The organism is Massilia sp. TS11 (genome assembly GCF_022012445.1).
In the GTDB taxonomy this organism is placed as follows: Bacteria; Pseudomonadota; Gammaproteobacteria; order Burkholderiales; family Burkholderiaceae_D; genus Telluria.
Window position 1 is genome coordinate 10,850 of record NZ_JAKLTS010000017.1, and the last position, 23,523, is coordinate 34,372.

Consider the following 23,523-nt stretch of genomic DNA (forward strand, 5'->3'; position numbering starts at 1 on the left):
ACGGATTTAGGTTGCGGCGAACACCGCGCCGCGGGACGAAAGTGCCTCGCGGATTTGCTGCAATTCGCCCCCATCAGAATCACTCTGTCCGAGGCATTTCACCCTGGCGACGAACGCCTTGGCTTCGGTGCGGCTCAGGCCTGCATCGCGCAGGTACTGTTCCGCAGATTTGAGGTCCTCCAGCTGCTCGATCGACTTCACGCCCTGAATGCGGGCGGCGTCGTTGGCAGGGAAGGTGACGAGGGAAACCTCCCACAGGTCGACTTTTTTGAGCGTGCGGATCCCCGTCACGCGGTCGTAGGAGTCCTCGCGAGTCACGAAGCCGATGGACAGGCCCGTGATGGCGCCGATCTTGAGCAGCTCGTAGGCTTCGGCGCCGCGCGTGGTCTTCAACGCGAGCTGGCCGGTGACCTTCAGACCGATGTTGTCTTCCTTCATTTCGAGGTAGACGCCAATCGGCTCGCCGGAACGGTGTTGCCAGAGCAGGGCAGGCATGGTTCCGGCGTTTTTGTGGCTGGCCAGCGATTCAGTGAAGGCGCCAGCGGCCACGATTTCATCGTAGCTGTCTTTGACGCCAAAGACGCTGCCGTAGCCTTCAAAGGAACCGTCTTCCTTCAGCGACTTGAGCTCAAAGGCGATGTCACGAGTTTTGGTTGCCATTGTTGATTCCTTTTTCGATAGCGGCGATGTCCGCCATGTTCATGGGGACGAAGTACTTCTCGCCGCCGTCGTAGGGGTTCATGTCTTCCAGAGCGCGGATCTGGTTGGGGTTCATTGCACCGATGCCGAACATCCGTACATAGAATTCCCCGCGGGACTTCACATCGCCGCGCAGTAAGCCTTGGAGCTGAAGCTTGGTGTAGTAGCCAGCGTCGACTTCCTTCTTTGTGAGCATGTCGCGATCGGCGGCCTGCTCAAATCGTTCTGCCCACGGCGTGAGTGAATGCACGACATGGGCGATGAAAAACTGCTCGGCGCTCGCAAAAGTCGCGGTCTTGTCGGCATAGCCCACCATTTGTGGGAACACACGAAAGGCACGGCAGACTTCTTCGATCTGAAAGCGGCGGGTTTCGAGGTGCTGTGAGTCCACGCCATTCATCGACATCTGGCTGAACTTGGCGCCCTGATCCAGCACCAGGGTCTTGTATGCCTTGTCGCCGGTGGTCGCTTCGATGAACGTCTTCTTGAGGTACTCGCGGTTCTCGGAACTCAGTTTCCCATCGACGGAGATTACGCCGGCCGCCTTTGCGCCGTTCTTGTGCAGGCGGGCGTGAGTTTCCTCTGTGGCAAGAGCCAGGCCCAAGGCCTCGCGCGCCAGGTCGATGATGTCCATGCCTTCGACGCCATCCCATGACGGCCCGCGCACTCGGAAAATCGACTCGCGAGGAAACTCTCGCTCAATCCCATCCTGCATGCGGATCCAGTAGACCAGAGTCGTGTCGGCCTTCTGCTCGGCTCGGATACGGTCGGGCATTACTGGCAAGAGTTCATAAACCTTGCCGTTCACTCGGTTGATCACCGCATGGCCGCCGCGCGCAAAGATCGCGTGGTACATCATGGTCTCGCGGAACTCAAACGGCGTCATCCAGTCATTCGGCCGGCGCGCCAGGACGTTGTATAGAGGATGCTTACGCGCCAATTCACTGCCGCCGCTTTCTTGCTCGAGCATGAGCTTGAACGGAACCTGAGAAATACCCTCGGCCAGCACGCGCCCGCAACTCAATGCCGTCGACACCCGTAGCGCGGTCTTCCAATTCACGCCGGGACCCGCCTTGCTCGGAATGCCGCCACCAATGATGTCAAGCAGCTTGTCCATCAGGCCGCCCTTGGCGTCTGTCGGGCCGCCAAGCAACTTGGTCAGCAAGCCACTCATTGGTCGCCGCCACGCAAGTGGCCAGACAGGCCGGCGATGAGCATGAGTCCACCGCCTACGATCCAGCCGGCCGGCGCATAGATCAGCGCGGCGCCGTGGCTGACCATGTAGCCACCGCCGAACACAGCAGCGGACCGGATTGCGGCAGGGCTGGCTACGGATTTGGCCAATGCCACAGCCAGCGCACCGGCTGCGCCGAGCGATTTTGTTGCGATTGCTTTCATAGGAGGATTGCCGATTCTTCGTTCAAATATGAATCCGTTCCAGCCGACGCCTCTGGGTTCAAGGCCATCAGAGAAACGGCGCTGAACCCGGCCATCAGCGGGTCGATCTTTGCCTTCCCAGACGCCTGCTTTGTCACCAGAATTGCGTTTCCTTTGTCCTCAACCCGGGCATTTCCGACTACCCAGGCCATGAACGGCCGTCCCGCGTGAACCAGGTCGCCTCCGGCCAGCTTTCGCTCAGTGGACTTGATGGCGCCGTTCAGTTTGTAACCCTGAGAAATCGCCACGATCTGTTCCGCTGTGATCCCGCGTTCTTCGGTGGTCAGTTCATCAATGACGTCGCCGATGCCTGCAGGATCGACGCCAATTGCGTGCTTCTCCGGAAGCAGGCCGGCGTCCCTCACTTCGCAGATCATGTCGGCCAGCTCGCACACGTCATCGCCGGGCTTGTCCACCAGTGTTAGGTCACCGTCGCGCTCGTAGTCCTCCAGTTGAGCGGCAATCTCTTTGCGACGGTCCAGTACAATGCGATGCGCCCAGGCATGAGACCACCAGAGCCAGCGCCTCGTAACCTTTTCCCGCCCAATGATCGTCAGGCCAAGCAGGTCGTCCAGGCCGCCACCGTCGATGCCGGCCGTGGCCACTTCGCAGCGTTCGATCAACTCATCGAGGTGAAAGCACTCGATGGCTTGCTGCTTCCAGAACTCTGCTCCGGCCCAGCAGTCGGAACGGAGATTCATGCCAACCTCGACGTTCAGATGCTTTGCAAGGAACTTCTGGAAGGAACCGTCCTTCTTGTGCTGCAGCTTGCGGATCTGGTCCTGCAACCACTCTGCGCTTACCGACTTGCCGAGGTTCGGATTTGTCATGCCGAAGTTGTCAGGGTTCAGGTAAGCCTGTCGCTTGATAAAGTCCTGTGGGAACTCGAACAACACGCCCAGCGATTTACGATCGACGATAACGCCGTCCCGGACATCGCGGAAGTAGCCCAGTTTTTCCTTGAAGACGCCGGCGGGAGGTTCGTCGCTCTGCGTTGTCAGGTAGATTACCCAGCCTTCCTCGCGCGACACTTGCCCACCAAGGGCCTCCATAAACATTGCATCTGCGTTTGCGTACTTGCCGAACACCCAATGCTCATCGACCATCACGCGGCCCGATTTCTTTCCGCTGACGGTATCGGTATCTGCTGCGACCACCTTCAGTGATGCACCGGTCTCCCGATGGGTGATCGTGCGCATATGACCCTGGACGTGGAACAGAGCTGACAATTCAGGATCTGCACGCACCATGCCGGCCGCCGGCTTGAAGCTGTTGTCTGCCACCTCTTTCGTCGGCGCCAGGATCAGGTGCTCTTCGTCCTGCCGCCAGCACATGATCACTGCCGTAAGCATGATTCCGGCCGCGATTGTCGATTTCGTGTTCTTTTTGCTTATCAGCAAGTAGAACTCACGAATCAGCTGCTTGCCCGTCTCTTCGTCGTAGGCTCCGAAGATGGCTGCCACAAAGTCGAAGACCCACTTTTCGCAGCACTCGCCAAAGGTCGGTTGGCCGGGAAGGTCGACCACGCGGAGCTGCTTAAAGATAGCCAGCGCCTGCTCAGCCTGGTCGACGAATATCGGCGGCGGGATGATCGACCGCCCGGACCTCAGTCGGTCTGCCCAGTCGGGACAGGCTGTCGTCCACTCTGGGTATGGCTTCATACTTTCTTGCCGCCCGCTGCAACCAATTTAGGAGGCGCTTTCGGTGCGAATCTGCCGGTCGCTGCCCTCTTGGCGCCGTCGGCTTGCTCATCCTTCTTTCCACCATCGGCCCGCTTCGTGTGCTTATACTGTGCGGCGGCTACCGATGCCCGCAGCCGAAGGCGCAGGTCAACCTTCGGATCGTTCTGAATGGCAAGCAGGAAATCTAGCGGGTCACGCTCAGCGCCGTCCATGACTACCGGCATGTCCTCGGCGTTCTCAGGTGGCGCGCTGCTCGGTGCCACCTTTGGCTCCTGCTTCACGTCACCCTTGGCTTTCGGCTTGCGACCAGCGCCTGGCCGAGCGCCGCCGCTACGTCCTTTCGCTCCGGCCATTTGATTCCTCAATTTGAAAATGGGGGTTTAATTTCCGCGCGTGGGATGGCAGGCGGTCTAGCCTTTGGACTCCCCAAAGATTGACCCCGCCCCTCCCTCTGTGTTGCGCCGCCGCATCGATTCTGGTCTGGGGCCGCGTTTTCGCGTGCCTTCTCCCGTTCATTGCGGCGCATCAATTCATCGCGCTCCGCGTCTCGGTGTCATGATGGCGTCGCTCGGCGTCCATCCCGCTGCCAGACGGGCCGCAATGCCGCTGCGACTGATGTGCTTCACAGTCGCAGCCCATTCGATGACTGTCTTGGTTACCCCGTTGACGGTGATCCCGTGTTTCTGTTTCATGGTCGCCTTCAACTTCGCAAGGCCCCGCTTCTGGTTGCACTTGGGACAGGAGGAAACCAAGTTTCCTATTTCGTTGTTCTTCGGGTCGTCGTCGAGGTGGTCGACATGCATGTCATTCCACGTGACCTGCACGCCACACCAGTGGCAGGCGAACGGACCATCGCCGTGGTGCGCGTGATAGACGACACGATGCTGGTAGACCCGACTCCAGGTGCGGCGCAACGGGTGCTCCGGCGCGTGCTGCAGCAGATATCCACCAGAATGCTCGAGCAAACCTGGCTTCAAGTTAGACTTGATACCAGAGTCTCCGTGGCGGCGAACGCGCATGTAATGGGCCTCGCATAGTCCGGCGCCAACACGGGTGGCCTCGCTACCACAGCCCTCGACGCCGCACGTGCCGCGCGCCTTGGCCTTTTTAGCTGGCCGGTCGGTCGATCCGTGGCGGTACATTCGCAGCCAATGCATGTTGCACATGAATTGTCCGTCAGCCCACCGACGGATGGCATCGCGACAACATCCATCAACCTGGCACGTATGCTCAGCCACCGCTCTTCTCCATTCGTTGTTTTACTGATGAGTGGCAACTGGGGCACAGTGACTGCCAATTGTCTCGGTCCCAGAACAACTTCATATCACCCCGGTGCGCAACCTTGTGGTCGACCACGCTGGCCATTGGCGGCGCGATTCGCTTCTCGACGCATTGGGCGATCTGGTCCGGCAGCTCGGTGGCGGTGACGCCAGCGTCGCGGAGGCAGAACACACACAGCGGGTGAGCCTTGAGGTAGGCGGCGCGCGCTTGCTGCCATTTGTAGCCGTAGCCGCGCTGCGCGCTGGAGGCGTCGGGCTGGCGCCAACTGCCGGGGGCGACCGACTTAACCCTGATGGGCAGGGCGCCAACCCGCGGGCCCAAGGTCTTCAGCGCCATTTGATGCGCATGCCTTTGGTCAGCCAGTACGTGACCTTGTCGTGGTCGCACTTAAGCCCAGTCAGCGCGCTCATCGTTTGCACTCCCCATAGGTACGGCTTTACCCACCAGGCGAAGCTCACGCGGATCTCGACGACTTGCATTGCCATGGTCTTGTCCTTGAATATTGCGATCGCCCGCTTCAGGTCGGCAGGCCTGGTATCCGCGGCCCGGAGTCGCCGCCCGGTCATTGCGCGTCGAAGTCGCTGCGCCCGCTTTACGTCCTCTCCGCCGCTGGAGCGCTCTGGCGGTTCTGCCTGCTTGGTGTTCATGCCGGTCACAGCGTCCGGCGGCCGGTTTGGCACGCCCGCAGGCGCCCGGCTGTGTGGATCATGTCCACAGGGGAGAATTCTTACTCGGGCTGCTGGCCGCTCGCGGGCACCTGACGGGCGAGGGCGGCCACCGCCATACCGTGAAGCCCATAGCCTTTGGCGCGCAGGATGGTCTTGCCTTCCTCGCAGTCGGCCAGGTGGTTGGCGATCGAGTCCAGCATGTCGTCGTCGCGGTTTTCGACGGCGCGGACAATGAGATCGCGGTAGTAGCGTGGATGCATCAGCGGCCCCGGCCGTCGTCTTTGTTGCCAGAGAGGTGCCAGCCAAGCTGCTCGCGCACGCGGTCGGGCGTCGGCGGCACCTCGTTCGCCTGGTGGCGGCGCTCGAGGTACTGCTGGAGGGTTTCCTTGCTCGGGTGCGTCGTCTGCGTGGTCATGGCAGCCTCCGGATGATTCGAGGGAGAATCCGCTATCGCGGCGGCCCATCCCTTGTGCCGTAGTCATACGGCCGCACCTGCCTTTTGGGCGAGACTGCATATGACGGGATGGGGCTGTCACCCCCTCGTGAGTAGCGGCTGCGCTGGGATTCGAACCCAGGCACCCTCGGCCATCGCAGCGCAAACTGCGGCCTCAGGCTCTATTTGCGTCACCCTTAAACCACTCAGGCACGCAACCACTACTCACGAACTGGCGAAAAAGAATGGCCCGGTCACCAGGGGAGGTATGCCGGGCCAATGCGGGAAAACGGTGGTGCAAATGCAAAAGCCCAGCGGCATTTCTGCGGGCTGGGCTTGCGTTTGCTATGGACGCGCGAACGCCCACTGCGAAAAATCATGCCGTAGTTTTTTGAGCTTGTCAACATTTCAGAACAAAAACGACGTGAACACGTTGGCGCGCAGCTTCTTCTCTAGTTCGGCCTCGGCTTCCGGCAGCACCAGGGTGAAGTCCAATTGCTGGAAACGCCAGACCCGGCTATGCCCACAGCGGTGACGAATTGCGGCTTCGTGCTGGGCCGTCAAGCTATTCACCATAGCCTCCACCGCCTCGGCAACCTGCATGTCGGCGTTGTCGTAAAGTTGGTGCGGATCTAGGGAGCCTTCGCTGCTCAGCATCGGCGACCGGCGGTTCCAGCCGATATTTTCGTCCTCCCGATCGTGCCAGCGCTGCCAGATGGATAGGCAGTTCTCCAGTGGCGTCATGGTCACATAGCGGATTTCAAAGGGCAATGGTTTCATGCGGGTTCCTCGTAGCGGGCGCAGCGCTGTTCGGCTGGTTGTGGTTCTGAATCCGGGTGCATGCAGCGGCGCTGGGCGCGGATGTTCGGCAGCAAGCGCTCGAGGTAGCGGCAGCCAATGCAAGCATTTCCCTCTTGCTGGTGGTGGACTTCTTGGCGACGGAGCGGGGCGGTCAGGGTCATGCCAACTCCATCTGAGGATTCCCAACCGGCATCGGCGTGATCGTCACCACCACGCGCGCCTCGCCGTCCGGCTCCATGCGCTCGGCGATCAGGCGCCGCACCCACTTGTCATCCTCGATGGCCACGCCCTTGATCGCGTCGAGCAGCACCTTGTTGGCGTTGTCCAGGTCCATGCAGAGGACCGAGTCGTCCCAGGCAGCGCCGAACTTGCGCTGGCGGGTGGCATAGTCCTGCGGGCGGTTCGGGTAGAGCTTCACGTCGAGTTGGACGCGGCCCCGGATTGGCGTGGTGACGCCAACCAGGCACGCGAGCTTGGCCACTGCGTCTTTGTAGGCCGCCGCCTCGGGCGTCACGTAGGTGATCGACATCGGGCGCTTGCCCTTGGGCGTGACCACGCGCGATGCCCAGTAGCGGTTTGCCGAGATCGGGTAGGGGAGGGTGAGGGTGATCTGATTCAAGTTCGTCTCCTACAGGTGTTGGGCCAGGCGTTCGAAGCCAGTTGAGCAGTGCGATTTCAACGTTTCGACGGCGAACCGCTCATGCTCGGGCGGGATTGGGTGGTGGTCAGCATCAAACAACCCCCATCCGATCGCGTGGATCAGGCCTTCCGAAGTCCGTTGGTACCAATCCTGCGCATCCGGTAGTTCGTCGTCTGGGTAATGCCGGAATGGACGCTCGCGAATTCGCCGGCATTCATGGCCAGGAATGCGGAATACGCTCCAGCCTTCGTCGGCTAATCGCTGGTCGCGGAATGCGTCCTTCTTCGGATCGTGGTAGGCAGCACCGTCGCACTCGATGGCGATCTTGTTGAAGGGGCAGGCAAAGTCGAGGAAATAGTTCAGCACCGGAACCTGAGGAAAGAACGGCAGGCCGGCGCCGCGAATGTCAGTCCACGCGGAGTATTCGATTGGCGTGAATTTCCAGTCCATGAAGTAAGGGTCGAAAGCCATCCGCCCGGTGGCCTCGTAGTTCCGCATAAGAAACGGAAGAACTCGCGCGTAGACCTCGCGAATGCGGCGGAAGTCCGTAAAGTTATTTGCGGCGCTCAATGGACGGTCCTCGAAAGGTAATCGGTCACGCGCTGATTCGTCTCTTGGCGCCATTGCTCATCAGCGGCGGTGCGCGCGGCCACTGCTTCGTCACGGCGACGCTCCTTTTCCGCTTGGCTGCCGGCGAGCATTTCCCTGATCTTGGCCAGGTTGGCGCGCGCCTGGTCGTCTTGTGTGAGACCACCACCCTCAGGCGCCGGCAGAAGAGCTGCCACGGCCGGCGCTGGAAGCAGGCCGGTTGCCACAGCACGCTCAAGAACTGGCGCCGCGAGTTTCTTGTCCCAGCCGGCAGAGGCCAACCAGGCGACTGGGCGACGGGCGGCGCGTGCCTCCGACACTAGCCGGTTGTAGGCATCCTTGAAGGCCATGCGGGCGCCTATCTCGTCGCCACCAGACAGGATGGGTTTGCAGATTCCGAAGGCCTGCGCGCATTCCTCGGTCCAGACTACGGTGTGTCTCTCGTCCAGGCTGGGGAGCGAGATCGCCCAAGCTTCCTCCACACCAGGTCGACCGTCCATCACGCGGCACAGGGCGGCAATTGCGGCTGCCGTGGGCGCAAACTTCGGATTGTCGATCGGGTAGGCACGGAATGCCGATGCGACCTGAGCGATTGGGAACTCCCGCAGGCATGACCACCAGGTGCGGATGATGGCCTGCTCCGGAAGGGGCTTGTCGTAGGCCGCCAGAGTCTCGGCGAGCATCGTCATAAACTGCGACTTTTGCTTGTCTTCCATCATGCCTCCATGTCGATGGTGTTGGTGTCACCAGCCGGCGCCGTGCCAAGGAATTCAGCGGCGCGCTGGGCGTTCAAGTCTTCGATGCTGGGCCTTTGCTGCAGGTCACGGGCCGGGCGGCCACGCTTGGCAACCAGGGCGTCCCACTTCTCGCGGAGCTTGGCCGGCGACAGGATGTTGGCGCACCAGAAGGCGTCACGCTGCACCCAGGCAAACAGCTCGCAGATGTCGTGGTGGCTGCGGCCGTCGATCTCGCGCATCAACCGGACTTCGTTCGCCCAGGCGTCCCAGTTCGGGGCCTTCGCTGTGGGGTTGAGCAGCAAGACGCGGTCAAAAATCCAGTGGGCAGCGGTGTGGTCTTCCTCGCTTCCGTGATGCTTTCGCGGCTTCGGATCGGGCTTGTCAGCGCCGTCCGACGCAGTCGGGACGTAGGTTTTATTAATCCCTTCCTCTCCCTTTCTATTCCTCTCCTCTCCTTTAAGAGCGTTTTCCGCTGGAATTCCTTCGCTTTCCTGCGGAATTCCAGATTCTTCCAATGGAATTCCGATTGATGGTGGCAGCGGTTCCGGTGGAAAAACCAGCGGAGGCTTGCCATCGGCCTCGCGTTTCTTGTTCTCTTTCCGGATGCGATCGCATTCTTTTTTCCATGCGTAATGCACCTTCTTGAACCAGGCGGCATTCACCTTTTCAGCGACGATTGGGTGATACAAGCGACCGTCCGAGCATTTCACCCAGCCGCGCATTGCATCTGCCTTGAATTTCTTCCAGCGCTTCGGGTCGCACATGGCCACATCGGCCAGCACGTCGTCATCGTCCTCAAGCGAGCCGGCCGGCATTTCGTGCCAGCTTCCCTGCCAAAGGTTCATCATGAAGAACCCGAGTTCAGGGATGCGCTTGGCGATGAGCCAAGCCTTGGACCGGCGAAGGCGCGCAACCTCAATGGGCATTTCCGGAAAGTTCCGCAAGTCGCTATCAGCCGGCGTCAGCGGGGCGGGCAGTTCTTGGGTCACAGTGTTTCCTTTTCTTCGCGGGCGGCCTCAAGTGCCTTTAAGGCGTCCCACATGCGCAGGCTGGCCAGACGGGCGATATCGACGGCGGCCTGGGCGGTGATGGGCTGAGCGTCGCGGTTCGGGGTCGCGCGGCGGGCGACACCGACGTTCATGCTGGCGCCGGGCGGGCGCGGGTAGCTGTCGCGGTCCAACAGGATCACGCCGCTGGTTGGGCTGGGCAGGCAGGATTCGAGATCCTTGCTCCAGATTTCCTTCGGCATGGCGTAGTAGTGCTTCCAGACCTTTGGCGGATGCGAGCGCGGCAGCGGGGGATCGCGGCGCGTATGGCGACCAATTGAGGGATCAAAGAAATAGGTCTCCCACCACTTGGTCTTCTTGGCGTCGGCCTTCAGGTCGGCGCGGCTGATCTTCACTTCGACGTCGATCAGACGCAGGTCGTCGGTCACCACCAGCAGGTCGCACTCGTGGCCCGTCCAAATGCAGTTCGGCACGGCCATCAAATAGCGGCTCTTGAAGGTCTGGCGCGCGATGGCGCCGGCAATGAGGGCTTCGCTCCAGGGCTTCATAGTTCCGCCACCTCTTCGCCGAGCAGCACCATGCACTGGTCCAGCAAGTCGAGCTGGGCGCCATAGCGCGCTTCGAACTGGGCTTTGTAGGGATGCACGCCGATCCGGCCTGCAGGGTCGGTGTCGTCGTGCTGATGATGGGGCGCGCACAGCGGCAGGACCAGCCGGTGGCAGCCGGGCTTCGTGCGCCCGTCGATGTGGTGAATGCTGACGTGCGTGTTGAGGATGCCGTCGATCCGGCAGGCGATGCAGCCGAGTGCAGAAAGGCGATCCCAGAACGAGCGCTCGGCTGATGTCACGGTGCGCTGGCTCGACTTCAGCGAGCGGCGCACCTTCGCGACGGCGGCAGCCTCTTTGCGGTCGATGTGCGGCCAGGAACCGGACTTCATCGGTGTCTTGCGGGTGAGGGCGGTGCGCTTCATGGTCTCACTCGCATAGGCCATAGATGCTGCTGCAAAGAGGGCCTACATCCTGGATTCGAAACATGTCGAAGTTGGTGCCACCACGGCTTGTCTTAGCCCACTCGATAACTTGGTAAATTCCAGGCATCGGTAATGTGAAGTCGGTCTTGTGGCGCCCTGGAGTCTTGTCGGCAGCGAAAAATGTACTCATGTCGCGTTTGCTGCAGTCGGCGACCAGTCGCTCCCACTCGGCAACCCTTGCCACTTCTTCCGGGAACCGCTGACCAATCATCAAAAGTTCGTCTTTGCGCGCATGGATGCATGGCATGCAACCGACGCGCGTCATGCCTTTGGAATAGAGGGGGTTCGGCTTGACACCATGTTTGCGATGCATGGCAAACACATCCTCAACCGTCCATTTGAGAATCGGGCGAAAATTCCAAAGCTCAGCCTGCGTGTCGTTGTCAATGAATTTGCATTCATTCTCTGGCAGCAGCGCGCGGCTCGGGCTCTCGTCGGCGCGCACTCCCTGCCAGCTGATGATGTCGTCACCGGCGGCAAGCAGTGGTTTTTGAACCTGCGCGATGATTGGGTTGCGCTTCAATTCTTCGCTACAGAAGCGGGCCCGTGTCGATGGAAACCGACCCTTCCATAGGCAAAGGTCAAGAAACGGATTTCCGGTCGGGTGCAGGAGCGCCAGGGCGCGGTCTATCTTGTCTTGGCTAATACCCTCAGCCGCCCAGCGCGCAGGAAGATTCGCTCGCTTTGTTGCAATCTGCGCCGAAAAGTCTGCTCGGATGGTGCGAATGGGGAAGACGGTATCGCTAAGATACTGGACATATTCATAGGTTTCTTGATGCTCGTGGCCGGTATCAGCAAAAACGGCTTGCATGTTCTCGGCGCCGCGCTCGATAGCCAGCAGCAACAGCGCCGTGCTGTCTTTGCCGCCAGAGACTGAAATTATGTTGTGCTCGCCGCCGGATGTCGGCTGGCGGTTCAAGGCAAGCAGCCCGGCCTTCGAACCGTCACCAGATTTCCACTGCTCAAAGCGAGCTACCTTATCGGGCGAGGAGAGGTCAGCGGCGCCTACCAATGCGTGGAACTCGGCTTCATCGGCAAAGCCACTCGTTTGGAGGGCGCCAGAAATATTGATGTTATGCTCGCTCATGTCGCAGCCCCTCCCGCCAGCGCGCCCACCATCGTCACGACGGCGCCGCGCATCTCAGCGTTCAAGCGCTGGAAATCTGACAGCAGACGTTGCTGCTGCTCGTCCTCGGCCTTCAGCGGTTTGAAATGCAGGACCGGTGCGCCGCCCAGCAGGTAGTCGTCTGTCGTGCGCAGCCAGTTGGCCAGCGCCCACAGTGTTCCCCGGCGTGGGATCTGCACACCATTCAGCCAATTGCTGATGGTCTGAGCGGTGATACCGCCGCTGTGCTCTTGAAAAGCCAGGGCCACATCGACTGGGTCGAGGCCATAGCCGTGCTGGACGAGCAGGGCCCGCAGCCGGTTGGAGAACTCGGAACGGCGCTGACGGGATGCCTGGCGCTTGGTCACGCGGCCACCTTTTCCTGCTCTTTGGCAGCCAGTCGATCCCACTCCTCCTGCCAGGTTTCAATGGCAGGGGAGCCAGGGTTCATGTGGTGGTCGTCGCGGCCGAGGCCAGCCTGAAACGCGACGCGCGCCTTCTCGCGGATGCGGTCTTTGGAGATGATCGGATCAGCGCACATTGCCAGTCCCTTTCGATTCACGCGGGTCAGGCTCACACATGCTGTTCAGGCGCTCGAGCATCTGATGCATTGCGTTCTCGACGCGATAGACGGCGGCGCGCACACGGTCGACCTCATGGCGCTCGATACGGCCGTCTGCCAACGCAGCATTGACCTCGGCACCGACATCGCCGTTCGACTTCCAGACGTGCGTCACCAGCTCGAGAATGGCCAAGTCGCTCGCTCCGACGTTGTCATCGATGCGGATCGCAACGTGGCCGTGGTTTGCGCAGAGTGCATGCAGCACTGCAAAGTTCGCGGTCAACCCCATCGCGGTATCTGCGTCAATCAGCGAAGGAACGTTGTGGCTGTGGTTCGGGTTGGCCTTATTGCGCAGGACAGCAGCGGACATTCCCATCCGCGGGGCCAGAGCTTCGCAGCCGCCTGGCGCTCCGTGCACGGTCTGGTGGAAAGCGTCTAAGACATTCATTCGTTACCCCTGTGAAAAAGTGTAGTTACTTGCAACGTTGTGAAACACAATCAAGCCATTGATGCTTCTGGAGGCCCTGATGGCTGACTTGCGGGATTACCTTGTTCTGCTCTCGATCAATCCGGCCAATGCCGGTGATGCCGGCTTGGTGAAGGCGAACATCGAAGGGATTGACGCCGGCGCGAAGGCAGCTTGGTTCGATCCGGCGCACGTCGGCTTTTTCGTGACCACGCACCTGATCGCCTCCGCTGTTTGGCTGCTCGTCATGCAGGGCACGACGACGATTCACGACCTGCTCGTGCTGGAGCTCGGCGAAGACTGGATGGCGCGCCGCGACAGCGTCGGCGAGCATTGGCTCAGGCGTCATGTCGGTCCTCCACGGCCATAGTCTCGATATGCAGCGGGACCAGCCCAAAGACGTGACGCCAGGTGATGACGTAGCCGTAGGCGCTCATGGCCTGCGCCATGAGGAAGCCGGCTCGACCCATGACGATCGTCCCCAGCCATTCCGGCCAGGTGAGGAACCAGCGCATCGCGCGCGAGGTGCGGGCGACCTTCATTCAAGCGGCCTCCGTATTCGGCGCGTCTTCGTCCTTGAATACTTCAGGACGAATGGCCCTCAAATACATGAGGCGCGCAGCAGGGATACCCGAATGCAGCCATTGGGACACTGCACCGGGCGTAACTTGGCAAAGTTCCGCAGTCTTTGCGGTGCCTCCAAGCAGGCTAATAATTTTCGAGGTATCCATGCACAATACTTTAGCGCACTAAAGTTTATGGCGCAAGGACTCTTAACTCACTAAAGGGTGAAATGTTTAGACTCCTAAACATGGAGACTCTTGGCGAACGACTGGATGAGGTAATGCGTGAGCTCGGCTTGCAAAAGCCCGTGGAGCTCGCGGAGTTCTGTGGCGTTAGCGAAGGGCTTGTCTCTCAGTGGTTTTCAGGCCGGACAAAACTTGGTCCGAAGCCGATGCTTGCCTTTTCAAAAACGCCCTTCAACCTTGAATGGATATCTGAGGGAAAGCTGCCGAAGTACCGACCATCTACAGCTCCGGCTGGAACTCTTGGTCAGGTCTCTGTTGATGGCGACGAGGACTCAGGTTTCATCAAGATCAAACGGGTGACTTTGAAACTTCAGGCGGGCTTCACCGGCTTTCAGATAGAGCAGGAGCCGGGCTCGTCCGGCTTGGCCAGCGTGCGGCGAGATTTCATCGAACGAAACGGCTACATCCCTGAGAAGCTGCTGGCGATGGAAATCAAGGGTGAAAGCATGGTGCCGACCCTTTACCCTGGCGACACGATCATCATCAACACGGCCGACACAAAACTGGAAGACGGCGCTGTGTTCGCTATCAATTACGAGGGCGAGGCCGTGGTGAAGCGCCTGGAGCGCAACATGGGCCAGTGGCATCTAGTGTCGGACAACCCGGACAAGCGCAAGTACCCGCATAAGAACTGCCGCGACGGCGAATGCATCATCGTCGGGCGAGTGGTGAAGAAGGAAAGCGAGAGGATTTAGTCTTGACAAAGGATGCTGACGATCTACCGTCCGCCAATAAGACCAGAGCATTTTTGGCGGCATTCGGGCGGGATGACCCAGAACTCTCGTCGTTCACGCAAAATCTTCAGATTCTTGAATCTCTTATTTTTCAGTCTGAAACTGAACTGGCTTCTGATCCTCCCGACACTCGGCGAATTTTCATTTTTGCGAATGACATTTCTTCATTACATGCAGAGGTAAAAGCTCAGTTTGATAGGGCTATCGATAGGTTCGGCGCGGATCATGATTTGGTTTTGCGAGTAGTCCGAGCAGCTCTACGAATTCGAGCGCTGGGTGATGCTACGAGGCGGCTTGCCGATTCAATTGATGCTGGCCTCGATCCCGATGAAATTCAAGCCTTGCTGAAACAAGGCGCTGAACTTGTTCGCAGCGGCGAGCCTGCACCTGACGTTATGACGCGCCTTTACCGAAGCGCAATTGCAGCGAAGGCTGGACTCGGTGGCGGTTCGCGCCCGCCGGTTGACAGCGGAGGGGAAGGGTCGGATGATGATCGCATGAACGAGCGCATAAAACGCCTTGAGGACATTGCTGAGAAGACCACGGAGCGCCTTGCTTCTGTGGCACAGGATGTCGCGGTTATCAAATCAAATTACGCGACGAGAGAAGACATTGCTGCGTTGCGGCGCGAAATTGCGGAGAAATTTGGTGAGTTATCTGGTCAGGCGAGAGACGTGAGGACAGAAATGCATAAAAATTTCCACGGGATTACTTGGAAATTTGGATTGGCAATGGTCGGATTGCTTGCCGCAATGGCCAAAGGATTTCATTGGATTTAATCCAATTGTTGAGTCACTCGAAGCCCGCCACGAGCGGGCTTTTTTGTGACAATCGGTGAGCCTTCAAGGATCAGGTTTCGATAGCATCAGATTTAGGAGGTATTGCATGGAAATTTCCCTATTCTGGGTCGGATGCGCAATCGCCTGCGGGATTATCGCGTCGAATAAAGGCCGCTCGGTGGGCGGTTGGATTGTCCTCGGTTTTCTGTTCTCGATTTTCTCCCTGATTGTGATCCTGGTGCTGCCTTCGCTGTCGGCGGCGCCTGGAACACCAACGGCCGAGACTCACCGGAATGCCCCGAGTGCGCCGAGCTGGTGCTGAAAGAGGCGATCAAGTGCGAGCATTGCGGCGCATCGATACCAGCGTTTTGTGATCCAGATCCTGAGCCGTCAAAGGCTGAAGAGTTCGGTCGGCGTCTTGGGAAGACGGTCGCCACACTTCAAAAAAAGGCATAGCCGAGGAAATTGCACGCCAGAAGAAGAGATCAGATAGAGGAAAGTCAGACCATGGCAATGTTGAAGTGCTCCGAATGTGGGAACGAATACAGCAGTACCGCGAGAGCGTGCCCAAGTTGTGGAGCGCGGCCAAAGAAGTTTAAGTGGTGGCTTTGGTTGCCGATTGCTTTGGTCGTGCTTTTTCTCGGATTTGGGGCCACTCTTTCGGACACGCCGGAAGCCAGGGCTAAGTTCGCGGATCGGAAGGCAATTGAACTTTGCTGGGAAGATCAGGCAAAGAAATCCAACACGCCAGTCGCTGCAAGAACAATCGCTGGATTTTGCGAAAAAATGGAAGCTGATTTCAAGGCGAAGTACGGAGTGAGTCCGTAATCATCCTCCAAATATTCCAAGCCCCGTAACCGGGGCTTTTTTTTCGTCCGCTTAACCTGCAGCAGAAAAAATTTAGGAAGCTAAAGATTTTTGTTGCCTTCTGAACTTTAGTGCGCTAAAGTTACTCCATCGACGCACCACCCACACGATGGAGTTCCAAATGACCGCAGCCACCAAACAGAAAGCCTCGCAGAGCGACCTGAGCGCCGCCGAGCGCCGCCTGATCGATGCATTCCGCCGCGCTGACTACAAGGCCCGTCTCGACCTGGTTGATGCCGCTGAGGCTGCGGCGAATCGCTGGGCCGCGCCGAAGGTCGTCACGGTGGCGCCGCGCTCGCATCTGTCGCTGGTCGGCGCTGCAGCCTGAGCGAGGCCATCATGGGTCACACCGATCCTTTTCTCGCCATCGACCGTCAGTACGAGCGCGACGAAGAAGCCGCCCAAGCACGGGCCGACTTCATCCATGACCGCGCCATTGAGCTGATGCGTCGTGGCCAGCCTTGCTACCCGTTCACCGCGCCGGCCATCGAGCAGTTTCTCTATGTGCAGCTGGAGACTGTGGGGCGCGCGTTTGCGGCTCGTGTCGCAGGCGCTCTGGAAGCAGGCCATGACATCACCGAGACGTTCAGCGCTGAGCTGACTGCGTATTGGAAGCGCCAGGCTGAAGCGGAAGCTGAAACCGAATACGAAAAGCGCGCCGAAGCGGGGCGCAAACCCTGACCACAACTGAAGGAGAAGATGCCGTGACTGACAGCGTCCTGGAATACAACCCTAATCACATGCTGGACATCCTGATCGGGAAGCTGCAGCTGAAGAACGATGCTGCTTTGGCCCGCGCGCTGGACGTGGCCCCGCCGGTGATCTCGAAGATTCGCCATCACCGCTTGCCGGTCGGGGCGTCGCTTCTGATCCGCATGCACGAGGTGACGGGCCTGAGCATCCGTGATCTGCGTGATCTGATGGGCGACCGTCGCACGAAGTTCCGTCAGATGGACGTTGGCGGGGAATCCTAATAGTTCAATCCGACCTTCTTGAAATGAACCTGATCTTGATATCTCCCGAGCATTGCCTGTATCGGAATGGTCCGATCCCCTATGCCGAGGGGCATGGCGACAGGCTGCCTGGGCAACTGGCCGAAACAGCGACGGCCACGGCCTACAGGCAGAAAAAGCGGTCTGACTTACGGATGCGCTCACCTGAACGGCATTGAAGGTGGGCGCGACGGCAGAGCCGAAATAGCTGAGGTCTCAATGACTAAAACGCCGCTGCTGGACGAAAGCAGCGCCCGAGCTGGGGAAGGGCCAGCACGTAGTAGGGCAACCGCCTGGGCCTTAACCAGGCGGCACACAGCGGCCATAGCTCAGCAGGTAGAGCACGGTCCTTCCAAGTCCGGTGTCACGAGTTCGAATCTCGTTGGCCGCTGTGTGGTGAATGCGCAGGCTGATGCGCGGTGCAGGGGCGTCAACGGGTTGGGGTATCCCGGCCGACACCAAATCCTAAAAGCCGTGGATCAGCACCGGCCACCACACGCCAGCCTGAGTGCGCACAGGCCCATGCCGGACATGGTTAAAGCCGGATGAACATCGGGGCGTAGCTCAGACAGGTAGAGCGGCCGGTTTGGGACCGGCAGGCCACAGGTTCAAGTCCTGTCGCCCCGACCAGAGAAATCCACCAGGGGAAGACCATGGGAAATCTGAAACAGCAGGGTTACCGCTTCATGGTGCATACGAAGGCCAAGCAGGCGTTCTGGTGCCATCCGCAGAGCGTCATAACGGAGTGCCAGGGCGACGGCTGGATCGACTGCACCGACATGGGTGATGCCGAGTTCGACGCCTTGCTCGCCGAGGTTCGCAAATGAGCTGCCTTCACTGTGATGACACTGGGAGCCTGTCCAAGTCGCTCGACGGCGCGTTGGACTGCCCGCATTGCGAAGCAGCTCCGGAGCGCGCAGCCCTGAACGCATGGGCCAAGCGCGAGCTTTGCTCCAAAGTCGATGAGGCCGAGCTGTACCTGATCTACGTGCGCGGCAAGGCCGCTGGCATGGAAGAGGTGGCCGCATGATCCGTCCTCCGTTTGAGAATGACACCGAAGAACGCACGTTCCTCGGAGGCGTGGAAGAACTCGCCACCCTGGTGAAAGCCGCCCAGACCGCGCTGACCGAACACATGGCGCCGCTCGGCCCGAGCAAGGCCGACACCATCGCCAAATTGACCGATACGCTGCTCGGCGCTCGCGCCGCTGCTGCTCTTGCTGCTGTGGGGGAATCGTAATGGATAGCATGGCTGCATTCATGATGGGCGAGGCCAACCGTGGCCGCGAAATGATGGTGTTCGATTGGGACAAGGCCGCGAAGATCATCGCTGAACGCCAGCCCCAGTCGGCGTCCGCTGGCCTGCAAGGCGATTTTGAATGGACTGGCGGCGAAATCTGGAACGGGGGGGTAATCGTGCCTCGTGACCAGACTTACACCTACCTCGCGTCTACTTGGGCGACACCGATCCTCGTAATCGACGACGAGGAAATCTCCTGCTATCGCATGGAGAGCGAAGTCCCCGGGTGGCACTCCGGCACTTATTGGCCTGAATCCGCGCGCGCCACGCTGGCCGAGCGCGAGAAGGGTAGTGCATCGTGAGCGACCACCGCGAGGCCCTGGAGCAAATCCTGGTGCTGTGCAATCAGTCGCGCACCTACACGCGCCGCATCCAGGCGATCCATGAGGTGGCCATGTACGCCTTGGGTCTGACCCAATCGCAGCGCAAAGCGCGCCACGTCAACGTGTTCGAGCGCATCGGCGATAAGCCTGGGCGCGATGCATTCCTGCTCCGTCAGGAACGTCGACTCCAGATCGCCGCAGCCACTGAACGAAATGCCGCCATGCGAGGTGAAGAATGCGCTTCCTGATCACCATCACCACCACCAACGGCAGCCGCACCTATCCGGCCATTGGAAGCCGCGATTCCCTGATGGATGCCGCCTATGACGACGGCGCCCTGGGCGTGACTGTGAGGCCGCTGTGATGCGTGACTTTCTCCGCGCCGCCCTGGTTGTCTTCGGCCTGCTGTTCCTCATGGCCTACGCCGACCGCATCGATTACCGCGATACCCAGCTCGCCAGCACCACCGAGAAATGAGCTTCTTTCGCTTCATCGAAAACCAGTGGCGCCAAGCACGCCGCGCCGGCTTCGGCCACAAAGCACTGACCCGCGCGCTGAACCTCTGGCGCCGGGGATTTTGAAACCAAACAGGAGAGCAAATTGAACGCACCCGATAAAAGCCGCAGCCTCGCGGTTGTAGACGACGACAGCTGTATTCGCACCGTCGCCAAAAGCAGCGCCGCCCTGGTCCTCGATAGCGCGAGCATGGACAGCATGATGCGCCTGGCCGATGTCATGGCGACCGGCCGCTGTTCGGTGCCGAACGAATACCGCAATTCTCCGGGTGACTGCCTGGCCGTGGTCATGCAGTCCGTGCAATGGGGCATGAACCCGTTTGCCGTCGCCCAAAAGACTCACTTCGTTCAGGGAAAGATCGGCTATGAAGCCCAGCTTGTGGCCGCCGCCATCGAATCGTCTGGCGTCCTGACGAAGGACAACTTCGGCTTTGAATGGTTCGGGCCCTGGGAAAAGATCATCGGAAAATTCGATATCAAGAAGGGCGACAAGGGCGAATATCGCGTGCCTGGCTGGACGCTTGCTGACGAAGCCGGCTGCGGCGTGCGCGTGACTGGCACTCTTCGCGCCACCGGCACTGTCCGCACTCTGGAATTGCTGCTGGCCCAGGCGCGCACTCGCAATTCGTCGCTTTGGGCAGACGACCCGAAGCAGCAACTTGCCTACCTCGCTGAGAAGCGCTGGGCCCGTCTTTATACGCCTGGCGTGATCCTGGGTGTCTACACGCCGGACGAGCTGGAAGAAATGCCGCGTGAGCCCCGCGACATCACACCAAAGGGCGCGGCGCCGACGGCGACCCCTGATCATCAATTGCTGGCTGATGCGAGGGCGGCGGCAAGTGGCGGCGTGGCCGAATATCAAAAGTTCTGGCAAGAGACCGGCCCAGCAAACCGCCGCACGCTGGCCGCCCATCACGAGGCACTGAAGGCCCAGGCTTCCGCTGTCGACCAAGAGCGGACCATTGACCAGCCTGCGGCTGGTGCCGTGGATGATGGTCTGGATGGCCTCCTGGCTGACCTGACCGCTGTTGCTGACGAAGGACCGGAAGCGCTCATGGACGCGATCAGCCGCCTTTCCAACGCCACCCTGGACAAGCTGGCGGCCAGCATTCCGGCACTTGAAGCTCGCGCAGCGAAAGCCGGGGGCGCAAAGTGATCCTCATCGAATGCGAGCAGGGTAGCGCGGACTGGGACTTGGCGCGCGTGGGCGTCATCACCGCCAGTATGTTCTCCACGGCACGTCAGCGCGTCAACGGCCTGACTTCACAGCAGCAGCGCTATGTCGACGCAATCCTGGCAGGCGCTTCCGTTACTGGCGCCTGCGACATCGCTGGCTACAAGAATCAGCCGCGCGCCGAGGCAATTGAGCGCGCGCTGGCTGGTGAATCGGTAGGCGAACCGTCCGAGGCTGCGAAGAACTACGCTTTCCGGCTAGCCATCGAGCGCATCAGCCGCGAACCCCTGGACGAAGGATTCCAGACCTACGCCATGAAGCGCGGCCACGAGCTGGAGCCTGATGCGCGAATGGAGCACGAGCTGCAGACGGGCCTCATCGTCCAGCGCGCTGGCTTCGTTATGACCGACGACTACCTTTACGGCGCCAGCGCCGACGGCCTGATTGCTCCCGACGGCGGCAGCGAATACAAGTGCCTGATCTCCGCTGAGCGTCTTCGCGATGTCTGGCTCTTCAATGACACCAGCGACTTCACCGACCAAGTGCAGGGCTGCATGTGGATCACGGACCGCCAGTGGTGGGACTTCTGCGTGTATTGCCCTTCGCTGAAGCCTATTGGCAAGCAGCTCTACCGTCGCCGCATTGCACGCGACGACGCCTATATCGCCGCGCTTCAAGCCGACCTGTTCGCCTTTGAACGCATGGTGTCCGACTACGAAACCACCCTACGCATGAAGGAGGCAGCATGAACACCGAAACCACCCAGGCCCAGACCGCTCTCACCCTGCCGCAGCGCGCGGCCGTGGCCCTGAACTCCAGTAAGACCGAAGAGGATCTGCGCGCCCTGGTCGCGTCGTCGATCGACATCACGGAAGTGAAGAACAGCGCCGGCCGCGACCAGGCACACGCTATCGGCATGCGGCTGCGCACGGCGCGCACGTCCATCGAGAAAACTGGCAAGGCCGCCCGTGAAGACGCAAAGGAGTTCTGCGCGGCCGTGATCGCCGAAGAGCGCCGTCTGATCGACATCATCCAGCCGGAAGAGCAGCGCATCATCAAAATGCGCGACGACTACGACGCTGCCATTGAAGCCGAGCGCCAAGCCAAGATCGCCGCCGAGCGCTCGCGAATCGAGGGCATCCAGAACCGAATCAAGGAAATGGCCAATGCTCCCCTGTCGGTCATCGGTGCCGGCTCCGGCGCCATCGGCATGAAGCTTTCGGCCCTCCTGGCCGTTGAGATTGACGACTCCTTCGCTGAGTTCAAGGACCAAGCTGCGTCGGCTCGCGCCAGTTCCTTGGAAGCGCTGGAGCGCGCATATGGTGCGGCATTGCAGGCCGAAGAGTCTGCGCGCATCGCCGAAGAGCAGCGCCGCGCCGAAGCTGCACGTATCGAAGCCGAGCGCGCTGAACTCGCCGCGTTGCGCGCAGAGAAGGAAGCCCGCGAACGCGCTCAAGCTGAACAGGACCGCGTCGCCGCTGAAACCAAGCGCGAGCTCGAAGAGTGGGGAAAGATGTTGGCAGACCAGCGCCTGTCCGAAGAACAGCGCCGCGCCGCTGAGCAGGAACGCTTCGAGGATGCTGAACAGGCGAGTGGCACCGTGGTGAAGCCGCTGACGCCGGAAGCCGCTTGGCCTTTCCCGAATGATGCGCGTCAGCGGCAAGCGGCTTTGCCTGTGGCTGCGATCGTGGACGGCCCTGCGGTCCTGGGCGTGGGCGACTTCGGCGCACGTCTCGGCTTCACGGTCTCCGTGGCTTTCGTCTCCAGCCTTGGCATCGAGCCGGCCGAGAAGATCAAAGGCCTGCCGAAGTACCGCGAGAGCGACTTCCAGCGCTTGTGCGCGGCATTGATCGTGCACATCCAAGAAGCGGCACAGGCCCAGCTCAAGCAAGCAGCATGAAGCAGACGATTGTTCTCGCCCATGAGGAAGCGCGCCGTCGTGCCCTTCAGGCCGTGCAGAGCTCTCCTGCCGGCTATGTCGTAACGATTAGCGAGCCGACTCGGAATCTTGAGCAGAACGCCGCCATGTGGGCGAAGTTGAACGAGATCGCTGCGCAAGTCGTTTGGCATGGAAGAAAGCTTGATGCGGAATCTTGGAAGTGCATCTTCACGGCAGCCTTGAAGCATCACGACTCAGTGCCAGGGATAAATGGCGGCTTCGTTGTCCTGGGTCTTCGCACGAGTGCAATGACCAAACGCGAGATGTCTGACTTGCTTGAGTTGATCACTGCCTTCGGCGCAGCAAGGAACGTGAAATTTGGAGCATAGCGATGGATATCGAGTTGGCGCGCAAGAAATGGAGAGGCCATGTTGATGGAGCAAAAAGTCGAGGACTCGGCTACCTCACCTTTCAACAGTACATTTTGAAGCTTGCAGAAGCTGGCATTGAGCCGTCAATGGTAGGCCTTCGGAGAGGGATGTATAACCTCGCCCGCTTCACTGATCGTGGCGACTACACGCCGTCCTCGTGTCGCTTTATTACCGTCGAAGAGAATCAAGCTGAACAGGCTAAAAACGGTGGCCTCGCGGCAAAAATAGCCAAGTTGCGCGGCCGCACAAAAGAGAGCCATAAGTCTGTCGCAAGCCAAGCAGAGAAACTGCGCGGGCGAACCAAATTCAGCCATCCAGGCATTGCGGTGGCGACGCAAAAGACAGCCGCTAAGTTGAAGGGGCGGACGAAGGAAAACGATGCGGGCCGCAGAGCTGCTGCTGACAAGACCGCCATCGAGTTTGCTTTCATTGACCCGCTTGGCATCAGGCACACCGGGCGAAACATGACTGAATTCGCCCAAAGAAACGGATTGACTAGCTCTGGACTGGCGCGACTCAGGTCCGGCTATCTCAAGACGTATCACGGATGGACGTTGGGATAGCCGAGCCTTCCACTCTCCAACT

The 23,523-nt window shown here is 60.1% G+C and carries 41 protein-coding genes and 3 tRNA genes; 21 read left to right on the plus strand and 23 right to left on the minus strand.

Annotated elements, in window-relative coordinates; translation table 11 throughout:
- Positions 1-6: 6 nt before the first annotated feature.
- From LZ005_RS19355 to LZ005_RS19460, 22 genes are all read right to left on the minus strand, one after another.
- A complete protein-coding gene (locus tag LZ005_RS19355) occupies positions 7-660 on the minus strand; it encodes an HK97 family phage prohead protease (protein ID WP_237810153.1) in 654 nt (217 codons plus the stop codon).
- Positions 641-1,873 (minus strand): phage portal protein, encoded by a 1,233-nt coding sequence (locus LZ005_RS19360; RefSeq protein ID WP_237810154.1) that lies wholly within the window; start codon positions 1,871-1,873, stop codon positions 641-643. Before LZ005_RS19360 ends, LZ005_RS19355 begins: the two co-directional genes overlap by 20 nt.
- Positions 1,870-2,097 (minus strand): hypothetical protein, encoded by a 228-nt coding sequence (locus LZ005_RS19365; protein ID WP_237810155.1) that lies wholly within the window; start codon positions 2,095-2,097, stop codon positions 1,870-1,872. Before LZ005_RS19365 ends, LZ005_RS19360 begins: the two co-directional genes overlap by 4 nt.
- Positions 2,094-3,797, minus strand: coding sequence for a terminase large subunit (locus LZ005_RS19370; protein ID WP_237810156.1), 1,704 nt, complete (start codon positions 3,795-3,797; stop codon positions 2,094-2,096). The genes LZ005_RS19365 and LZ005_RS19370 overlap by 4 nt, the downstream gene beginning before the upstream one ends.
- Positions 3,794-4,171 (minus strand): terminase small subunit, encoded by a 378-nt coding sequence (locus LZ005_RS19375; RefSeq protein ID WP_237810157.1) that lies wholly within the window; start codon positions 4,169-4,171, stop codon positions 3,794-3,796. Before LZ005_RS19375 ends, LZ005_RS19370 begins: the two co-directional genes overlap by 4 nt.
- Before the next feature lie 177 nt (positions 4,172-4,348).
- On the minus strand, positions 4,349-4,984 hold the full coding sequence (locus LZ005_RS19380) for an HNH endonuclease (RefSeq protein ID WP_237810158.1): 636 nt from the start codon (positions 4,982-4,984) through the stop codon (positions 4,349-4,351).
- A 64-nt stretch (positions 4,985-5,048) separates the two neighbouring features.
- Positions 5,049-5,435: an HNH endonuclease signature motif containing protein gene (locus LZ005_RS19385; protein WP_237810159.1), complete on the minus strand. Its 387-nt coding sequence runs from the start codon at positions 5,433-5,435 to the stop codon at positions 5,049-5,051.
- A complete protein-coding gene (locus LZ005_RS19390) occupies positions 5,426-5,746 on the minus strand; it encodes a hypothetical protein (protein ID WP_237810160.1) in 321 nt (106 codons plus the stop codon). Before LZ005_RS19390 ends, LZ005_RS19385 begins: the two co-directional genes overlap by 10 nt.
- Before the next feature lie 80 nt (positions 5,747-5,826).
- Positions 5,827-6,027, minus strand: a complete 201-nt coding sequence (locus LZ005_RS19395; RefSeq protein ID WP_237810161.1) for a hypothetical protein — start codon at positions 6,025-6,027, stop codon at positions 5,827-5,829.
- Positions 6,027-6,182, minus strand: coding sequence for a hypothetical protein (locus LZ005_RS19400; RefSeq protein ID WP_237810162.1), 156 nt, complete (start codon positions 6,180-6,182; stop codon positions 6,027-6,029). The genes LZ005_RS19395 and LZ005_RS19400 overlap by 1 nt, the downstream gene beginning before the upstream one ends.
- A 135-nt stretch (positions 6,183-6,317) precedes the next feature.
- Positions 6,318-6,420, minus strand: a tRNA-OTHER gene (locus tag LZ005_RS19405).
- Between the two features lie 188 nt (positions 6,421-6,608).
- Entirely contained in the window at positions 6,609-6,980 is a 372-nt protein-coding gene (locus LZ005_RS19410; protein WP_237810163.1) for a hypothetical protein, read from the minus strand.
- 178 nt (positions 6,981-7,158) lie between these two features.
- The gene (locus LZ005_RS19415; protein WP_237810164.1) at positions 7,159-7,620 is read right to left on the minus strand and encodes a RusA family crossover junction endodeoxyribonuclease; all 462 of its coding nucleotides are present in this window, start codon (positions 7,618-7,620) and stop codon (positions 7,159-7,161) included.
- A 9-nt stretch (positions 7,621-7,629) separates the two neighbouring features.
- On the minus strand, positions 7,630-8,211 hold the full coding sequence (locus LZ005_RS19420; RefSeq protein ID WP_237810165.1) for an endonuclease domain-containing protein: 582 nt from the start codon (positions 8,209-8,211) through the stop codon (positions 7,630-7,632).
- On the minus strand, positions 8,208-8,945 hold the full coding sequence (locus tag LZ005_RS19425; protein WP_237810166.1) for a hypothetical protein: 738 nt from the start codon (positions 8,943-8,945) through the stop codon (positions 8,208-8,210). Before LZ005_RS19425 ends, LZ005_RS19420 begins: the two co-directional genes overlap by 4 nt.
- The gene (locus LZ005_RS19430; protein WP_237810167.1) at positions 8,945-9,955 is read right to left on the minus strand and encodes a DUF1376 domain-containing protein; all 1,011 of its coding nucleotides are present in this window, start codon (positions 9,953-9,955) and stop codon (positions 8,945-8,947) included. The genes LZ005_RS19425 and LZ005_RS19430 overlap by 1 nt, the downstream gene beginning before the upstream one ends.
- Entirely contained in the window at positions 9,952-10,521 is a 570-nt protein-coding gene (locus LZ005_RS19435) for a hypothetical protein (protein WP_237810168.1), read from the minus strand. The genes LZ005_RS19430 and LZ005_RS19435 overlap by 4 nt, the downstream gene beginning before the upstream one ends.
- The gene (locus tag LZ005_RS19440) at positions 10,518-10,943 is read right to left on the minus strand and encodes a Ref family recombination enhancement nuclease (protein WP_237810169.1); all 426 of its coding nucleotides are present in this window, start codon (positions 10,941-10,943) and stop codon (positions 10,518-10,520) included. The genes LZ005_RS19435 and LZ005_RS19440 overlap by 4 nt, the downstream gene beginning before the upstream one ends.
- Before the next feature lie 4 nt (positions 10,944-10,947).
- Complete coding sequence (locus LZ005_RS19445) at positions 10,948-12,090, minus strand: phosphoadenosine phosphosulfate reductase family protein (RefSeq protein ID WP_237810170.1); 1,143 nt, start codon at positions 12,088-12,090, stop codon at positions 10,948-10,950.
- Positions 12,087-12,476 (minus strand): helix-turn-helix domain-containing protein, encoded by a 390-nt coding sequence (locus tag LZ005_RS21825; protein WP_237810171.1) that lies wholly within the window; start codon positions 12,474-12,476, stop codon positions 12,087-12,089. The genes LZ005_RS19445 and LZ005_RS21825 overlap by 4 nt, the downstream gene beginning before the upstream one ends.
- Positions 12,473-12,649 (minus strand): hypothetical protein, encoded by a 177-nt coding sequence (locus LZ005_RS19455; protein WP_237810172.1) that lies wholly within the window; start codon positions 12,647-12,649, stop codon positions 12,473-12,475. Before LZ005_RS19455 ends, LZ005_RS21825 begins: the two co-directional genes overlap by 4 nt.
- Complete coding sequence (locus LZ005_RS19460) at positions 12,639-13,118, minus strand: phage regulatory CII family protein (RefSeq protein ID WP_307727821.1); 480 nt, start codon at positions 13,116-13,118, stop codon at positions 12,639-12,641. Before LZ005_RS19460 ends, LZ005_RS19455 begins: the two co-directional genes overlap by 11 nt.
- A 79-nt stretch (positions 13,119-13,197) precedes the next feature.
- On the opposite strand from LZ005_RS19460, the gene LZ005_RS19465 reads away from it, so the two are divergent.
- Positions 13,198-13,506, plus strand: a complete 309-nt coding sequence (locus LZ005_RS19465) for a hypothetical protein (RefSeq protein WP_237810174.1) — start codon at positions 13,198-13,200, stop codon at positions 13,504-13,506.
- Here the strand turns inward: LZ005_RS19465 and LZ005_RS19470 are convergent.
- Entirely contained in the window at positions 13,475-13,678 is a 204-nt protein-coding gene (locus tag LZ005_RS19470) for a hypothetical protein (protein ID WP_237810175.1), read from the minus strand. The two genes, LZ005_RS19465 and LZ005_RS19470, sit on opposite strands and share 32 nt — an antisense overlap.
- 302 nt (positions 13,679-13,980) lie before the next feature.
- Here LZ005_RS19470 and LZ005_RS19480 point away from each other — a divergent pair, with 302 nt between their 5' ends.
- From LZ005_RS19480 to LZ005_RS19570, 20 genes are all read left to right on the plus strand, one after another.
- Positions 13,981-14,640 (plus strand): LexA family transcriptional regulator, encoded by a 660-nt coding sequence (locus LZ005_RS19480; RefSeq protein WP_237810177.1) that lies wholly within the window; start codon positions 13,981-13,983, stop codon positions 14,638-14,640.
- Between the two features lie 2 nt (positions 14,641-14,642).
- A complete protein-coding gene (locus tag LZ005_RS19485; RefSeq protein WP_237810178.1) occupies positions 14,643-15,458 on the plus strand; it encodes a hypothetical protein in 816 nt (271 codons plus the stop codon).
- 106 nt (positions 15,459-15,564) lie between these two features.
- Positions 15,565-15,780: a hypothetical protein gene (locus LZ005_RS19490; RefSeq protein WP_237810179.1), complete on the plus strand. Its 216-nt coding sequence runs from the start codon at positions 15,565-15,567 to the stop codon at positions 15,778-15,780.
- A 185-nt stretch (positions 15,781-15,965) separates the two neighbouring features.
- Entirely contained in the window at positions 15,966-16,286 is a 321-nt protein-coding gene (locus LZ005_RS19495) for a zinc-ribbon domain-containing protein (protein WP_237810180.1), read from the plus strand.
- A gap of 160 nt (positions 16,287-16,446) precedes the next feature.
- Positions 16,447-16,653 carry a hypothetical protein gene (locus LZ005_RS19500; RefSeq protein ID WP_237810181.1) on the plus strand — a complete coding sequence of 69 codons (207 nt, stop codon included), beginning with the start codon at positions 16,447-16,449 and terminating at the stop codon, positions 16,651-16,653.
- A gap of 11 nt (positions 16,654-16,664) precedes the next feature.
- Entirely contained in the window at positions 16,665-17,006 is a 342-nt protein-coding gene (locus tag LZ005_RS19505) for a hypothetical protein (RefSeq protein WP_237810182.1), read from the plus strand.
- A 59-nt stretch (positions 17,007-17,065) separates the two neighbouring features.
- Entirely contained in the window at positions 17,066-17,299 is a 234-nt protein-coding gene (locus LZ005_RS19510) for a hypothetical protein (RefSeq protein ID WP_237810249.1), read from the plus strand.
- A 336-nt stretch (positions 17,300-17,635) separates the two neighbouring features.
- Positions 17,636-17,708 (plus strand) — tRNA-Gly (locus LZ005_RS19515).
- Between the two features lie 162 nt (positions 17,709-17,870).
- Positions 17,871-17,947: transfer RNA gene (locus tag LZ005_RS19520), tRNA-Pro, on the plus strand.
- Between the two features lie 23 nt (positions 17,948-17,970).
- Positions 17,971-18,144: a hypothetical protein gene (locus LZ005_RS19525; protein WP_237810183.1), complete on the plus strand. Its 174-nt coding sequence runs from the start codon at positions 17,971-17,973 to the stop codon at positions 18,142-18,144.
- The gene (locus tag LZ005_RS19530) at positions 18,141-18,347 is read left to right on the plus strand and encodes a hypothetical protein (protein ID WP_237810184.1); all 207 of its coding nucleotides are present in this window, start codon (positions 18,141-18,143) and stop codon (positions 18,345-18,347) included. The genes LZ005_RS19525 and LZ005_RS19530 overlap by 4 nt, the downstream gene beginning before the upstream one ends.
- Complete coding sequence (locus LZ005_RS19535) at positions 18,344-18,556, plus strand: hypothetical protein (RefSeq protein WP_237810185.1); 213 nt, start codon at positions 18,344-18,346, stop codon at positions 18,554-18,556. Before LZ005_RS19530 ends, LZ005_RS19535 begins: the two co-directional genes overlap by 4 nt.
- An 8-nt stretch (positions 18,557-18,564) precedes the next feature.
- Positions 18,565-18,918: a hypothetical protein gene (locus LZ005_RS19540; RefSeq protein ID WP_237810186.1), complete on the plus strand. Its 354-nt coding sequence runs from the start codon at positions 18,565-18,567 to the stop codon at positions 18,916-18,918.
- A complete protein-coding gene (locus tag LZ005_RS19545) occupies positions 18,915-19,187 on the plus strand; it encodes a hypothetical protein (protein WP_237810187.1) in 273 nt (90 codons plus the stop codon). Before LZ005_RS19540 ends, LZ005_RS19545 begins: the two co-directional genes overlap by 4 nt.
- Positions 19,175-19,303, plus strand: a complete 129-nt coding sequence (locus LZ005_RS21700) for a hypothetical protein (protein ID WP_269106822.1) — start codon at positions 19,175-19,177, stop codon at positions 19,301-19,303. The genes LZ005_RS19545 and LZ005_RS21700 overlap by 13 nt, the downstream gene beginning before the upstream one ends.
- Before the next feature lie 236 nt (positions 19,304-19,539).
- The gene (locus LZ005_RS21830; protein WP_307727822.1) at positions 19,540-20,610 is read left to right on the plus strand and encodes a RecT family recombinase; all 1,071 of its coding nucleotides are present in this window, start codon (positions 19,540-19,542) and stop codon (positions 20,608-20,610) included.
- Positions 20,607-21,377 carry a lambda exonuclease family protein gene (locus LZ005_RS19555; RefSeq protein ID WP_237810188.1) on the plus strand — a complete coding sequence of 257 codons (771 nt, stop codon included), beginning with the start codon at positions 20,607-20,609 and terminating at the stop codon, positions 21,375-21,377. Before LZ005_RS21830 ends, LZ005_RS19555 begins: the two co-directional genes overlap by 4 nt.
- Positions 21,374-22,528, plus strand: a complete 1,155-nt coding sequence (locus LZ005_RS19560) for a hypothetical protein (RefSeq protein WP_237810189.1) — start codon at positions 21,374-21,376, stop codon at positions 22,526-22,528. Before LZ005_RS19555 ends, LZ005_RS19560 begins: the two co-directional genes overlap by 4 nt.
- On the plus strand, positions 22,525-22,896 hold the full coding sequence (locus LZ005_RS19565) for a recombination protein NinB (protein ID WP_237810190.1): 372 nt from the start codon (positions 22,525-22,527) through the stop codon (positions 22,894-22,896). The genes LZ005_RS19560 and LZ005_RS19565 overlap by 4 nt, the downstream gene beginning before the upstream one ends.
- Positions 22,897-22,898: 2 nt before the next feature.
- Positions 22,899-23,501 (plus strand): hypothetical protein, encoded by a 603-nt coding sequence (locus LZ005_RS19570; protein ID WP_237810191.1) that lies wholly within the window; start codon positions 22,899-22,901, stop codon positions 23,499-23,501.
- Positions 23,502-23,523: the final 22 nt, after the last annotated feature.

What these genes read in the sequence shown, in the direction of transcription:
- LZ005_RS19355 (WP_237810153.1), bottom strand. Translation starts at nt 660, where the DNA reads ATGGCAACCAAAACTCGTGACATCGCCTTTGAGCTCAAGTCGCTGAAG.
- LZ005_RS19360 (WP_237810154.1), bottom strand. Translation starts at nt 1,873, where the DNA reads ATGAGTGGCTTGCTGACCAAGTTGCTTGGCGGCCCGACAGACGCCAAG.
- LZ005_RS19365 (WP_237810155.1), bottom strand. Translation starts at nt 2,097, where the DNA reads ATGAAAGCAATCGCAACAAAATCGCTCGGCGCAGCCGGTGCGCTGGCT.
- LZ005_RS19370 (WP_237810156.1), bottom strand. Translation starts at nt 3,797, where the DNA reads ATGAAGCCATACCCAGAGTGGACGACAGCCTGTCCCGACTGGGCAGAC.
- LZ005_RS19375 (WP_237810157.1), bottom strand. Translation starts at nt 4,171, where the DNA reads ATGGCCGGAGCGAAAGGACGTAGCGGCGGCGCTCGGCCAGGCGCTGGT.
- LZ005_RS19380 (WP_237810158.1), bottom strand. Translation starts at nt 4,984, where the DNA reads ATGTGCAACATGCATTGGCTGCGAATGTACCGCCACGGATCGACCGAC.
- LZ005_RS19385 (WP_237810159.1), bottom strand. Translation starts at nt 5,435, where the DNA reads ATGGCGCTGAAGACCTTGGGCCCGCGGGTTGGCGCCCTGCCCATCAGG.
- LZ005_RS19390 (WP_237810160.1), bottom strand. Translation starts at nt 5,746, where the DNA reads ATGAACACCAAGCAGGCAGAACCGCCAGAGCGCTCCAGCGGCGGAGAG.
- LZ005_RS19395 (WP_237810161.1), bottom strand. Translation starts at nt 6,027, where the DNA reads ATGCATCCACGCTACTACCGCGATCTCATTGTCCGCGCCGTCGAAAAC.
- LZ005_RS19400 (WP_237810162.1), bottom strand. Translation starts at nt 6,182, where the DNA reads ATGACCACGCAGACGACGCACCCGAGCAAGGAAACCCTCCAGCAGTAC.
- LZ005_RS19410 (WP_237810163.1), bottom strand. Translation starts at nt 6,980, where the DNA reads ATGAAACCATTGCCCTTTGAAATCCGCTATGTGACCATGACGCCACTG.
- LZ005_RS19425 (WP_237810166.1), bottom strand. Translation starts at nt 8,945, where the DNA reads ATGGAAGACAAGCAAAAGTCGCAGTTTATGACGATGCTCGCCGAGACT.
- LZ005_RS19435 (WP_237810168.1), bottom strand. Translation starts at nt 10,521, where the DNA reads ATGAAGCCCTGGAGCGAAGCCCTCATTGCCGGCGCCATCGCGCGCCAG.
- LZ005_RS19440 (WP_237810169.1), bottom strand. Translation starts at nt 10,943, where the DNA reads ATGAAGCGCACCGCCCTCACCCGCAAGACACCGATGAAGTCCGGTTCC.
- LZ005_RS19445 (WP_237810170.1), bottom strand. Translation starts at nt 12,090, where the DNA reads ATGAGCGAGCATAACATCAATATTTCTGGCGCCCTCCAAACGAGTGGC.
- LZ005_RS19455 (WP_237810172.1), bottom strand. Translation starts at nt 12,649, where the DNA reads ATGTGCGCTGATCCGATCATCTCCAAAGACCGCATCCGCGAGAAGGCG.
- LZ005_RS19460 (WP_307727821.1), bottom strand. Translation starts at nt 13,118, where the DNA reads ATGAATGTCTTAGACGCTTTCCACCAGACCGTGCACGGAGCGCCAGGC.
- LZ005_RS19465 (WP_237810174.1), top strand. Translation starts at nt 13,198, where the DNA reads ATGGCTGACTTGCGGGATTACCTTGTTCTGCTCTCGATCAATCCGGCC.
- LZ005_RS19470 (WP_237810175.1), bottom strand. Translation starts at nt 13,678, where the DNA reads ATGAAGGTCGCCCGCACCTCGCGCGCGATGCGCTGGTTCCTCACCTGG.
- LZ005_RS19480 (WP_237810177.1), top strand. Translation starts at nt 13,981, where the DNA reads ATGCGTGAGCTCGGCTTGCAAAAGCCCGTGGAGCTCGCGGAGTTCTGT.
- LZ005_RS19490 (WP_237810179.1), top strand. Translation starts at nt 15,565, where the DNA reads ATGGAAATTTCCCTATTCTGGGTCGGATGCGCAATCGCCTGCGGGATT.
- LZ005_RS19495 (WP_237810180.1), top strand. Translation starts at nt 15,966, where the DNA reads ATGGCAATGTTGAAGTGCTCCGAATGTGGGAACGAATACAGCAGTACC.
- LZ005_RS19500 (WP_237810181.1), top strand. Translation starts at nt 16,447, where the DNA reads ATGACCGCAGCCACCAAACAGAAAGCCTCGCAGAGCGACCTGAGCGCC.
- LZ005_RS19505 (WP_237810182.1), top strand. Translation starts at nt 16,665, where the DNA reads ATGGGTCACACCGATCCTTTTCTCGCCATCGACCGTCAGTACGAGCGC.
- LZ005_RS19510 (WP_237810249.1), top strand. Translation starts at nt 17,066, where the DNA reads ATGCTGGACATCCTGATCGGGAAGCTGCAGCTGAAGAACGATGCTGCT.
- LZ005_RS19525 (WP_237810183.1), top strand. Translation starts at nt 17,971, where the DNA reads ATGGGAAATCTGAAACAGCAGGGTTACCGCTTCATGGTGCATACGAAG.
- LZ005_RS19530 (WP_237810184.1), top strand. Translation starts at nt 18,141, where the DNA reads ATGAGCTGCCTTCACTGTGATGACACTGGGAGCCTGTCCAAGTCGCTC.
- LZ005_RS19535 (WP_237810185.1), top strand. Translation starts at nt 18,344, where the DNA reads ATGATCCGTCCTCCGTTTGAGAATGACACCGAAGAACGCACGTTCCTC.
- LZ005_RS19540 (WP_237810186.1), top strand. Translation starts at nt 18,565, where the DNA reads ATGGCTGCATTCATGATGGGCGAGGCCAACCGTGGCCGCGAAATGATG.
- LZ005_RS21700 (WP_269106822.1), top strand. Translation starts at nt 19,175, where the DNA reads ATGCGCTTCCTGATCACCATCACCACCACCAACGGCAGCCGCACCTAT.
- LZ005_RS19560 (WP_237810189.1), top strand. Translation starts at nt 21,374, where the DNA reads ATGAACACCGAAACCACCCAGGCCCAGACCGCTCTCACCCTGCCGCAG.
- LZ005_RS19565 (WP_237810190.1), top strand. Translation starts at nt 22,525, where the DNA reads ATGAAGCAGACGATTGTTCTCGCCCATGAGGAAGCGCGCCGTCGTGCC.
- LZ005_RS19570 (WP_237810191.1), top strand. Translation starts at nt 22,899, where the DNA reads ATGGATATCGAGTTGGCGCGCAAGAAATGGAGAGGCCATGTTGATGGA.